The sequence below is a fragment of the Bacteroides sp. 41_26 genome, assembly GCF_949740115.1.
Taxonomy (GTDB): Bacteria; Bacteroidota; Bacteroidia; order Bacteroidales; family Bacteroidaceae; genus Bacteroides; species Bacteroides nordii.
In genome coordinates this window covers 89,184-100,545 of sequence record NZ_CATJGZ010000090.1, presented here as the reverse complement: position 1 = coordinate 100,545, position 11,362 = coordinate 89,184, and the positions used below count along the sequence as shown (strand labels likewise).

9 protein-coding genes and 1 riboswitch are annotated in these 11,362 nt (G+C 41.9%); of the genes, 5 read left to right on the top strand and 4 right to left on the bottom strand.

Features of this window, described 5'->3' with window-relative positions:
* The first annotated feature begins 268 nt into the window (after positions 1–268).
* From trhA to QX565_RS14160, 4 genes are all read left to right on the top strand, one after another.
* Positions 269–919, top strand: a complete 651-nt coding sequence (gene trhA, locus QX565_RS14175) for a PAQR family membrane homeostasis protein TrhA (RefSeq protein ID WP_289293162.1) — start codon at positions 269–271, stop codon at positions 917–919.
* A gap of 96 nt (positions 920–1,015) precedes the next feature.
* A riboswitch (cobalamin riboswitch) is annotated at positions 1,016–1,205 on the top strand.
* Positions 1,206–1,396: 191 nt separating this feature from the next.
* Positions 1,397–3,790 (top strand): anaerobic ribonucleoside triphosphate reductase, encoded by a 2,394-nt coding sequence (locus QX565_RS14170; protein ID WP_221649586.1) that lies wholly within the window; start codon positions 1,397–1,399, stop codon positions 3,788–3,790.
* Between the two features lie 106 nt (positions 3,791–3,896).
* Positions 3,897–4,367 (top strand): anaerobic ribonucleoside-triphosphate reductase activating protein, encoded by a 471-nt coding sequence (gene nrdG / locus QX565_RS14165; RefSeq protein WP_221649585.1) that lies wholly within the window; start codon positions 3,897–3,899, stop codon positions 4,365–4,367.
* Between the two features lie 81 nt (positions 4,368–4,448).
* Positions 4,449–5,849, top strand: coding sequence for an MFS transporter (locus tag QX565_RS14160; RefSeq protein WP_221649584.1), 1,401 nt, complete (start codon positions 4,449–4,451; stop codon positions 5,847–5,849).
* Positions 5,850–5,988: 139 nt separating this feature from the next.
* Here the strand turns inward: QX565_RS14160 and QX565_RS14155 are convergent, their stop codons facing one another.
* The gene (locus tag QX565_RS14155) at positions 5,989–6,612 is read right to left on the bottom strand and encodes an HAD family hydrolase (RefSeq protein WP_221649583.1); all 624 of its coding nucleotides are present in this window, start codon (positions 6,610–6,612) and stop codon (positions 5,989–5,991) included.
* A gap of 362 nt (positions 6,613–6,974) precedes the next feature.
* Between QX565_RS14155 and QX565_RS14150 the strand changes: the two genes are divergently transcribed.
* Entirely contained in the window at positions 6,975–7,859 is an 885-nt protein-coding gene (locus QX565_RS14150) for an FkbM family methyltransferase (protein WP_002562450.1), read from the top strand.
* 67 nt (positions 7,860–7,926) lie between these two features.
* Here the strand turns inward: QX565_RS14150 and rseP are convergent, their stop codons facing one another.
* From rseP to QX565_RS14135, 3 genes are read right to left on the bottom strand one after another with little or no spacing between them, the layout of a single operon-like run.
* The gene (rseP, locus tag QX565_RS14145) at positions 7,927–9,279 is read right to left on the bottom strand and encodes an RIP metalloprotease RseP (RefSeq protein WP_221649582.1); all 1,353 of its coding nucleotides are present in this window, start codon (positions 9,277–9,279) and stop codon (positions 7,927–7,929) included.
* 19 nt (positions 9,280–9,298) lie between these two features.
* Entirely contained in the window at positions 9,299–10,474 is a 1,176-nt protein-coding gene (locus tag QX565_RS14140) for a 1-deoxy-D-xylulose-5-phosphate reductoisomerase (RefSeq protein ID WP_289293160.1), read from the bottom strand.
* 3 nt (positions 10,475–10,477) lie between these two features.
* Positions 10,478–11,338, bottom strand: a complete 861-nt coding sequence (locus QX565_RS14135; RefSeq protein WP_002562453.1) for a M23 family metallopeptidase — start codon at positions 11,336–11,338, stop codon at positions 10,478–10,480.
* Positions 11,339–11,362 lie beyond the last annotated feature (24 nt).

The window sequence follows — 11,362 nt, the reverse complement described above, 5'->3', positions numbered from 1 at the left end:
TAAAAGTTAAACAGGCTGCTACACTAGATAGCAACCCATTTAACTTATTTAACTGTTTTTTCTTGCACAAATATTTGCGCAGGTCTTAGAATTCTGCGTTTCAAGAAAGATTTAAACTCTGTGGAACTCTGTGTTACTCTGTGGTGAGTTTCGCTCGTTTCTTTTCAGATATGAACAAGTGCTCTTATTATCCATTTTTAAACTGCCACAGGAAAATGTTTTAGAAAAATAGAGTACCTTTACGGCCGAAAGCTAAAAATGTACAGCATTGGATAATCATCGATATACTCATGGCGAAGAACTCGCTAATACACTCAGTCATGCTGCCGGAATTTTGCTGGGAGTTGTAGCAGGATACTTCCTGCTGGTAAAAGCAGCTACCGGTAGTGAGCCGAACTGGGCAGTTACCTGCATTACAGTCTATCTGGCAGGTATGTTATCGTCCTATATCAGTTCAACCTGGTATCATGCTTCCAGGCCGGGACCGAGAAAAGAATTGTTACGTAAATTTGATCACGGAGCTATCTACCTGCATATCGCAGGCACTTACACCCCATTCACACTATTAGTGATGCGGCATGCTGGCGGATGGGGATGGGGAATCTTCACCTTCGTATGGCTCTCTGCACTTGCAGGTTTTATTCTGAGTTTCAAGAAACTGAAAGAACACAGTAATCTCGAAACATGTTGTTACATTGGAATGGGTGCTTCCATCCTAATAGCCCTGAAACCATTAATGAACTGTCTTTCGGAGATAGGAGCCTCACCTGCTTTCTGGTGGTTGATAGGTGGAGGTGCTTCTTACATCATCGGCGCAGTATTCTATTCTCTTCGTAAACCTTATATGCATTCAGTATTTCATCTCTTCTGCCTGGGAGGTAGCGTAGGGCATATTATAGCAATCTGGACAATCTTATAAATCTTAAAAGTTTTCCGTTTTGGAAAACTTTCTGTATCAGGAAGAAAGAAAAGTTTCCCGAAATTTAATGTTAAAAGCCTTTATACCTATAAGTAAATCTCTTATCTTTGTCCCGGTTCCGGAACTAAAAAGAGGTTTAGTCACAAGGGAACGCTGTGCAAATCGGCGACAGTACCCGCTGCTGTAATTCCCTGAGAATCCGCACATTATGCCACTGTGCTTTATACATGGGAAGGCGTGCGAAGGAGGGATAAGTCAGAAGACCGGCCGGAACCAATGGACAATTAACAATGGACAGTTGACAATTGACAATTGACAGTTGGCAGTGAGCGATTACTGTTTATCCGATTTTAATTGCCGCCTATTTTTTTTATTAACCACTCAGTTGTCAAACATCAACTGCCTTTTGGTCAGCCAAAAACTGTCAATTGTCAATTGTCCACTGTCAACTGAACAAAGCTTTCGGGAGTTAAAGTTATGAATTACGCTGAAATTTGTATCATCAAACGTGATGGTAAAAGAGAAGATTTCTCTATTAGTAAAATTAAGAACGCTATAACCAAAGCGTTCAATGCCTCCGGCATCACCGAAGAGCAGCAGCTCGTGGCTGACATTACCATGAATGTCATCAGCCGTTTTTCCAATCCCACTATTACTGTAGAAGAGATTCAGGATCTGGTAGAAAAAGAATTGATGAAAGTACGGCCCGAAGTAGCCAAAAAGTACATTATCTACCGCGAATGGCGTAATACGGAACGTGATAAAAAAACTCAAATGAAACACGTAATGGATGGTATTGTAGCCATTGACAAGAACGATATAAATTTGAGTAATGCAAATATGAGTAGTCACACACCGGCTGGTCAGATGATGACTTTTGCATCTGAAGTGACCAAAGACTATACGTATAAATACCTGTTACCCAAACGTTTTGCAGAAGCACATCAGTTGGGCGATATTCACATCCACGATCTGGATTATTATCCGACAAAGACGACGACCTGTATTCAGTATGATATGGACGATCTCTTCGAACGTGGGTTCCGTACCAAGAACGGAAGTATCCGTACTCCACAAAGCATACAAAGCTATGCAACACTCGCCACTATCATCTTCCAGACCAACCAGAATGAGCAGCATGGCGGACAAGCAATCCCTGCATTCGACTTCTTCATGGCGAAGGGAGTAAGTAAGTCATTCCGCAAACATCTGAGTTCATTCATCAGTTTCTACGTTGCAATGGAAAGTAACACAGCTGTAGAAGAAAAAGCGATCCGCGCATTAATAGAAGAACACCTTCCTTCTATCAAAACCAGCGAACTGGAACGCGAAACACTACGTATGGCACTGACTGCCTTGCAGATCAATATAGACAAAGAACATCTGGCACGGATCATAGAGAAAGCCTACTTTCAGACTCGTAAAGATACGCACCAAGCTATGGAAGGCTTTATCCATAACCTCAACACAATGCATTCGCGTGGAGGCAACCAGGTGGTATTCAGTTCTATAAATTACGGAACAGATACTTCCGCCGAAGGACGTATGGTGATTGAAGAACTACTGACAGCCACTATCGAAGGGCTCGGTACCCGCGGAGAAGTACCTGTATTTCCCATTCAAATATTTAAGGTGAAAAACGGAGTATCTTACTCAGAAGAAGATTATCAAAAGGCAATGAGTGATTTTGAAGCAGCAGAGGAAGGGCGCATGACCTTCAGTGCTCCCAACTTCGATCTTTTTCTGAAAGCCTGTCGTACAACAGCCAAGGCACTGTTCCCCAATTTCATGTTCCTGGATGCACCGTTCAACCAAAACGAAAAATGGGATGCCAACGATCCGAAACGTTATCGCTATGAATTGGCAACAATGGGCTGCCGTACACGTGTATTTGAAAACGTTGCCGGAGAAAAGTCTTCATTAGGACGCGGAAATCTCTCATTCACCACTTTGAATATGCCCCGTCTGGCTATTGAGGCACGCATTAAAGCGGAAAGCATCATTGAAGACAAGCGCAATACGGATGCCATTGAGATGAAAGCCAAAGAGATTTTCCTGGAATCAGTACGTGAAATGGCCACTCTGGTGGCAGATCAGCTTTACGCCCGATATCAATATCAACGTACTGCACTGGCACGTCAGTTCCCATTTATGATGGGTAATAACGTATGGAAAGGAGGCGGTAGCCTGAATCCAAATGAAGAGGTAGGCGATGTATTGCGCAGCGGTACACTGGGTATTGGCTTCATCGGCGGACACAATGCCATGGTAGCACTCTATGGCAAAGGACATGGTCACAGCGATAAAGCATGGAATACTTTGTATGAGACTGTGATGGAAATGAATAAAGTAGTAGACGAATATAAAGCTAAATATAACCTTAACTATTCTGTGCTGGCAACTCCAGCCGAAGGCCTTTCCGGACGTTTCACCCGGATGGACCGCCGTAAATATGGTAAAATTGAAGGGGTAACTGATAATGATTACTACGTAAACTCTTTCCATGTAGATGTAAAAGAGCCTATCAGCATCGTAGAAAAAATTAAACGTGAGGCCCCCTTCCATGCCATTACACGCGGAGGACACATCACTTATGTAGAACTGGATGGTGAAGCACAGAAGAATATACGTGCTATCGCTAAAATCGTAAAGGTTATGTATGACGAAGGTATCGGCTATGGCTCCATTAATCATCCGGTAGATACCTGTCACAACTGTGGATACAAGGGAGTCATTTATGACAAATGCCCAGTATGCCGAAGTGAGAATATTTTGCGTATGCGCCGCATCACCGGCTATCTGACAGGTGATTTAAGTTCATGGAATTCAGCCAAGCGGGCGGAAGAAAAAGACAGAGTGAAACACTTGTAGAGTTGAAAATTGAAAGTTGAAAATGAAAAATTACTATTCAGCATGACAACGCACGCAGCTAATTTTCCATTTTCAACTTTCAATTTTCCATTTTCAATTAAATCAAATGAAGACTCTCAACTTACTATACACTTATCCGGAAACGATAGTAGATGGTGAAGGCATCCGGTACTCCATTTATCTGGCAGGATGCCGCCATTGTTGTCCGGGATGTCACAACCCGGAGAGCTGGAACCCATGTGCCGGTGAAGAGCTGACAGAAGAACGAATCATGGATATGATCCGTGAAATAAAAGCGAATCCACTATTGGATGGAGTAACCTTCTCGGGAGGTGATCCGTTTTTCAATCCTGAAGCTTTTCTCTTATTAGTGAAACGGATAAAGGAAGAAACCCGGCAAAACATCTGGTGTTACACCGGATATACCTATGAAGAGATACAGGCACAGCCCCGGTTAGCAGCAGCCTTACCTTATATTGATGTGCTTGTAGAAGGGCGTTTCATACAAGCACTCTATTCGCCTCATCTGGAATTCAGAGGAAGTAGCAACCAACGGGTGATTCGCCTGCACCGCTAAAAAAACTTATATTCAACTGACCACAACAACTGAAAATGTTTTTGTTTTGTTTAATTGGCAAGACTAAAGCATTTTTCGTTTATGAACCAAACACTTACTCCAAAAGCTTCTGACAAAGAAGAAACAGACGGTCTGCCCCTTCCGCGACGGATATGGGCGGTAGTAGCCATATCTTTTGCGCTTTGTATGTCGGTACTTGATATTAATATTGTAAATATCGTGTTGCCCACTCTTTCACACGACTTCGATGTATCTCCTTCCGTTATCACATGGATTATGAACGGATACCAGCTGGCAATCGTAATTTCATTATTATCTTTTTCTTCGTTGGGAGAAATATACGGATACCGACGTGTTTATCTCTCGGGAATAGCGCTCTTTTGCATCACCTCATTAATCTGCGCACTGTCTACTTCATTCTGGACACTGACACTTGCACGTATCTTTCAGGGATTCAGTGCTTCTGCCATTACCAGCGTGAACACAGCCCAATTACGTACCATCTATCCACGCAACCAGATTGGACGCGGAATGGGAATCAATGCAATGGTAGTTGCCATATCCGCAGCTGCAGGACCTTCCATAGCAAGCGCCATACTTGCCGTCAGTTCATGGCACTGGCTATTTGCCATCAACATACCTTTAGGATTAACAGCCCTGATACTCGGACACAAATATCTACCCCGGAAAGAAGAACGTTCCAAACGTAAGTTTGATATAAAAAGTGCTATTACCAACGCAGTTACATTCGGGCTACTTATCTATACAATGGACGGATTTGCTCACCACGAGCGAATGGACTACATTGTCATTCAAATAGTTATATTGGTTATAGTGGGCATCTACTACGTTCGCCGGCAATTGGGACAATCCTCTCCGCTTTTGCCGTTGGATTTACTAAAAATACCCATTTTCACTTTATCCATCAGCACTTCCATCTGTTCGTTTACCGCACAGATGCTGGCGATGGTTTCCCTGCCTTTTTTCCTGCAAAACACGTTGGGACACAGTGAGGTTATGACTGGTTTACTACTGACCCCATGGCCTATTGCCACTCTGATTACCGCACCTACAGCCGGATACCTTGTTGAACGCATCCATCCGGGAATCCTGGGAAGTATCGGTATGATACTTTTCGCAACCGGACTCTTTTCACTGTCTACACTCACCGCAGAATCAACCGATCTCAGCATTATCTGGCGATTGGCACTATGTGGTGCAGGCTTCGGTCTGTTTCAAACACCCAATAACAGCACGATCATATCCTCCGCACCTACCGCACGGTCGGGAGGAGCCAGCGGAATGTTGGGAATGGCAAGGTTATTGGGACAAACATTCGGAACAACACTTGTTGCATTGCTATTCAGCTTCATAGCACATGAAAAGAGTACTTCCGTCTGCTTGCTCGTAGGAAGTGGATTTGCAGTGGTAGCAGCTATTATCAGCGGATTACGGATTTCTCAACCTTCAACGGTAAAGTAATATCATGTATTTCCTCCATATACCTCAACAAAAGCGATACACAGAGTATATATATTGCCTGCATGCAGGATACGCCCAGCGTACATACAGCCAAGGCGTACTCTGCATGCAGGCAAAGTAGTTCTCACATACCGGTACTTTACAGACCCGCTAACAGCTGTGACAATTCTTTCCGCCAGTCCATACCATTCTCCGGTTGATAAGTATGTAGCCCAAATTCTTTGCCGATATATATATTCGAAGCTCCATCGTCAACAAAAAGTGTTTCGGAAGGAAGCATACCACTATCTTTCAACATATAGTTAAATATTTCTGGTTCAGGCTTGGTGCAACCTATCTGATAAGACAGATACAATTTATCACAATAATCCGTCAAAGGCTTTCCCTGAGAAGAAAATCCGGGACTGCATGCCCACGACATTACATAGGGGTTCGTATTACTTAAAATATATACATGATAAGACTTTCTGAGTTCCAGCATATAATCAAGCTTGCGTATATCTACCCCCGTGAAGAATCCCAGCCATGCCTGTCTGGTCTCCTCCATTGTCAGCTCACGTCTGCACAACTCTCCCAGTTTATCCCGAAATCCTTCTGCTGTCAGTTTACCCTCTTCCAGCTCCTGGAAAATACCAGTCTGATGATACTTATCCAAACGTGTTTCTGCATCTTTCAGTCCTAACTTAATAAAGGCTTGAACCGCTTTATCACGATCTATGTCAGCAATGACACCCCCAAAGTCAAATACGATATTCTTTACCATAATACTCGATGTTATATTTAGGGCAAAGATAAGTCTTATCCTCCTATGAGACAGTGTATAAGTGCTTGATCTTCATCAAAAAGAAGAACTCATTGTACAATCTGAGATTTGGCATCAATGCCGTAAAAACAAAATCCGACCTATGACAACGATCAAACCAACTGCAAGAATAATAAACAAGGCCTTTTTTCGTATAAAGACAACTACAAAAGAAGAATCATAACTCTATACAAACTAAACAATTATGGTTATCTACATAAAATTCTCTATAAATAGAATAATTATCAATAAAACATATATAATTACTATCTAAATTATACCAGAAAAAGTCGTTATTTGTAAAATCAAGTAAAACAACATCTATGACTCTACTTAACAAACTCAGTTACAAAGTAAAATGTACTTATAATAATTACTTCTGGAAACAAACCCTCAAGAATATGAAGCAGGAAATCTGCGTATATTATTCAACACATCCTTCTGAAGACGATGAAATAAACAAAGCACTTTCATACATGAAGCAACATACACTATGTACTTTCCTTTCTCCTTTTATTGAGAAATACGACAGTAAAAATATAGCAGTGTACAAAGATCCTAAAAACGGATTACTTTATGTTATGCACGAAAAGAAAAAACTCTATTTTAAACGATCTTATAATCCTACAACCGTAAGATTCTGCTACTGTGGACTTATCACGGAACAGGACCCCGATTCTCCTCACTGTTATACGGATAGCAAATTTAAGGTAGAAAATAAAGAAGTTCTATTCGATATCGGGAGTGCAGAAGGCATATTTGTACTTTCAAATATAGAGAAAGTCAGCCATGCAGTCTTATTTGAAAAAGACCGGGAATGGGTAGAAGCACTCGAAGCTACCTTCGCACCATGGGCAGAAAAGATAACCATATTTCCCCAATATGTATCAGATCATAATGATGAAGAAAATATAAGCATCGATACGTTTTGTACAACATATGCTCACCGACCCGATTTTATCAAGATAGATGTGGAAGGAGCAGAACAGACCGTTCTGAATGGAATGGAAAATCATCTGAACACCATCCCGCTAAAGATAGCTTTATGCACTTATCACAAAGCCGGAGACTATGATCAATTCTATGAATGGCTTTCCGAAAAAAAATTCAAAATCACTCCTTCAAAAGGGGTGATGATATTCCTGAATAATATCCGGTTACTCACTCCACCTTATTTTAGAAAGGGATTAATAAGAGCTTATAAATAAAAAGAAGGTACAGAGGTTTTATAATATAATCCTCTGTACCTCCTATATGTTCTGTACTGAAATTATCTTAAAAGAAGAATCTCAATATATCATTAAAGTTAGCCCATATCAACAATCCGAAAAGCAGGAACATACCTACCATCTGTGCATACTCCATAAACTTATCACTCGGTTTGCGACGCGCAATGATTTCGTAGAAAAGGAATAATACATGTCCGCCATCTAATGCAGGGATAGGCAAAATATTCATAAAGGCAAGAATAATAGAGAGAAATGCCGTCATATACCAGAACTGATGCCAGTCCCAGGTAGCGGGGAAAATACTTCCGATTGTTCCGAAACCACCCAACTGCTTAGCTCCTTCTTTTGAGAAGAGATATTTCATATTGCCAACATAGCCTTTCAATGTTTTCACTCCTAAGTGCACACCGGCAGGGAAAGATTCAAAGAAACCATATTCCTTAGTAACCATCGGCATCACCCGATTCATAGGCTGTGCATAAACACCGATACGGAAAGCAGAATCTGTACCTAAAGTTACAGTATCCATCTCTCCGGCACGAACATAAGTCAACGTGATCTGATGCAGATCTACAGTATCGTTACTCAAAGTTGATGCCTTCTGTTTACGTGCCGCCATCTCTTCAAGATAATCAAAATAAGAAACAGGTTTGCCATCAAGTGCTATAATACTATCACCCGGCATAAGGCCAGCCTGAGCTGCATGTGAATTAGCTATTATACTATCTACCACATAAGGCACTCGGAAAGAAGCAAAACGCACACTATCAGCCATCAAACGCTGCATCATATCTTCGGGAATATAAACTGAAGCTTTCTGTCCTCCACGAAGTACAGTCACTTCACGTGCATCAGCAACCTGGCTCAACACATCAGCATCATAACGCAGAAACTCCACACCATCAGCTGATAACAGCACATCACCATCCTGAAAACCTACAGCCTTAGCAGTCTCATTGAACTGCATACCCAACGGTGCTTCCTGAATTTTAATATATTGATCACCCCAGGTGAAAAGAATCATAGAATAGATGAACAATGCCAACAGGAAATTGAACAATACGCCACCTACCATTATCAACAATCGTTGCCAAGCCGGTTTAGAGCGAAACTCCCATGGTTGTTCAGGCTGTTTCATCTGATCAGTATCCATTGACTCGTCTATCATCCCGGAGATCTTGACATAACCACCCAAAGGCAACCAGCCTACGGCATATTCTGTATCACTCTTCTTTGGCTTAAACTTGAAAAGAGTGAACCAGGGATCAAAGAATAAACAAAACTTTTCGACCCGCACTTTGAATAGACGGGCAAAGAGAAAATGTCCCCCTTCGTGTATAATAACAAGCAACGAAAGGCTCATTATCAACTGGAGGGCACGGATTAAGAATGTTTCCATCGGTTTATTTACAATTTTACTATTTACTATTTACTATTAGCTCAGTGGCTATGCGGCGGGCTTCGGCATCAGTTGCCACATAGTCATCATACGTAGGAACCTGTACGAACGAAGCACGTTCCATCGTCTGCTCTATTACATTACTCATTGCAAGGAAGCCTATCTCATCACGCAGAAAAGCAGCAACCACCACTTCATTGGCGGCATTAACGATACAAGGCATATTGCCTCCGCGATACATAGCTTCATAAGCCAGAGCCAGATTGCGGAAACGTTTGGTATCAGGCTGTTCAAAGGTGAGACTGGTACACTTGGCAAAATCCAAACGATCAAACGAAGAAGCAACGCGGTCGGGATAAGAAAATGCATACTGAATAGGCAAACGCATATCAGGCATACCTAATTGTGCCTTTACAGCACCATCTTCAAACTGCACCATCGAGTGAATAACTGATTGAGGATGCACCACCACTTCTATCTGACTTGGCTGCACACCGAACAACCATTTAGCTTCAATCACCTCAAAACCTTTATTCATCATAGAAGCAGAGTCGATTGTAATCTTAGCCCCCATCTCCCAGTTAGGATGCTTCAACGCCTGTACTTTGGTGACAGTTTGCAACTGTTCCAGAGTATAGGTACGAAACGGACCACCAGAAGCAGTCAGTATTACTTTTTCAATAGGGTTTCCCACCTCACCGGAAAGACATTGAAAGACTGCTGAATGTTCCGAGTCTACAGGTAAAATAGGAGTACGGTATTGCTGCGCCAATACATTAATTAATTCTCCGGCAACAACCAGCGTTTCCTTGTTTGCCAAAGCAATGGCCTTGCGGGCACAAATAGCATTAATCGTAGGTTTCAGACCAGCATATCCCACCATAGCGGTCAACACAATATCTATGGGTCCGGACTCTACAATCTGGCACAAGGCTTCGGCACCGGCATATACTTTAATAGGTAATTCGCTCAGTGCCTCTTTCAGTTGATCATATTTCTCTTCGTTAGCTATAACTACGGCCTCAGGCTGAAACTTTCGTGCCTGGGCTATAAGCATATCTACTTTATTATTGGCTGTCAGGGCATATACCTCATACAATTCGGGATGTTCTTCAATCACCTGTAGAGCTTGCGTACCAATAGAGCCTGTAGAGCCCAGTATAGCTATTTGTTTCTTTTTAATCTCTTTATTCATGATTTAGAATACAATGTACTTTTCGGGATTCACCGGACGTCCTTTATTCCACAATTCAAAATGCAAATGAGGACCTGTAGTAAGTGTTCCACTATTTCCAACCAAGGCAATGGCTTCTCCTGCCTGTACCTTATCACCTTCACGTTTCAATAATGAACCACAATGTTTATATATAGAGACGAAGTCCTGATTGTGCTGTACTTCTATCAAATAACCGGTTTCGGCTGTATAGGTACTCAGAATAACCGTACCATCCAACGTAGCGAGTACACTCTCGTTGGGATTGGCAGCTATATCCGTTCCGTAGTGCTTCTTCTCAGCATCGAAGTGAGCAGAAATCATACCACGCGTAGGACGATAAAAAATCAGTCCGTTCACATTAGGCTGCGAAGTGATAGAGGTAAGGTTGTACTTCTCTGCTTCCTCATACTGGCGGCGGAATTCCTCTTCACGTTTGGTACGTTCCATCAGAGAGTCCTTACGCAAAGTTGTCAGTGTATCCATACTTTGTACGGAGTCAACACGGACTTTTCCGCTAAAGATATCCTGAATATTCATAATATACAGATTCTGCCGTTCTACCAGTTGTTGCAGAGAATCCACACGTAAAGCGTTAGCCACTATCTGGTTACGAACCTCACTATTCATATATCCGGGAAGATAGTTGCGCAAAGGAGTGAAAGCAATAATAATGGCAGCAATCAAAAAAAGAATAGTCAACACAGAAAGCAAAACAGAAAGACCATTCAATTTTGATACACGAATCCCCACCACCTCTTCGAGTGTATTCTCGTTGATAATAGTGAGTTTATACTTGAACTTTATATTGTTCCAAAAGGCTTTACTGCGTTTCTTCTTTGGCATTATTTTATCGTATTGCGTACAAAT

Coding starts and splice junctions, on each gene's coding strand:
- QX565_RS14140 (WP_289293160.1), bottom strand. CDS start 10,474: ATGAATAAAGAGATTAAAAAGAAACAAATAGCTATACTGGGCTCTACA.
- nrdG (WP_221649585.1), top strand. CDS start 3,897: ATGAAGACTCTCAACTTACTATACACTTATCCGGAAACGATAGTAGAT.
- QX565_RS14155 (WP_221649583.1), bottom strand. CDS start 6,612: ATGGTAAAGAATATCGTATTTGACTTTGGGGGTGTCATTGCTGACATA.
- QX565_RS14160 (WP_221649584.1), top strand. CDS start 4,449: ATGAACCAAACACTTACTCCAAAAGCTTCTGACAAAGAAGAAACAGAC.
- rseP (WP_221649582.1), bottom strand. CDS start 9,279: ATGGAAACATTCTTAATCCGTGCCCTCCAGTTGATAATGAGCCTTTCG.
- QX565_RS14170 (WP_221649586.1), top strand. CDS start 1,397: ATGAATTACGCTGAAATTTGTATCATCAAACGTGATGGTAAAAGAGAA.
- QX565_RS14135 (WP_002562453.1), bottom strand. CDS start 11,338: ATGCCAAAGAAGAAACGCAGTAAAGCCTTTTGGAACAATATAAAGTTC.
- QX565_RS14150 (WP_002562450.1), top strand. CDS start 6,975: ATGACTCTACTTAACAAACTCAGTTACAAAGTAAAATGTACTTATAAT.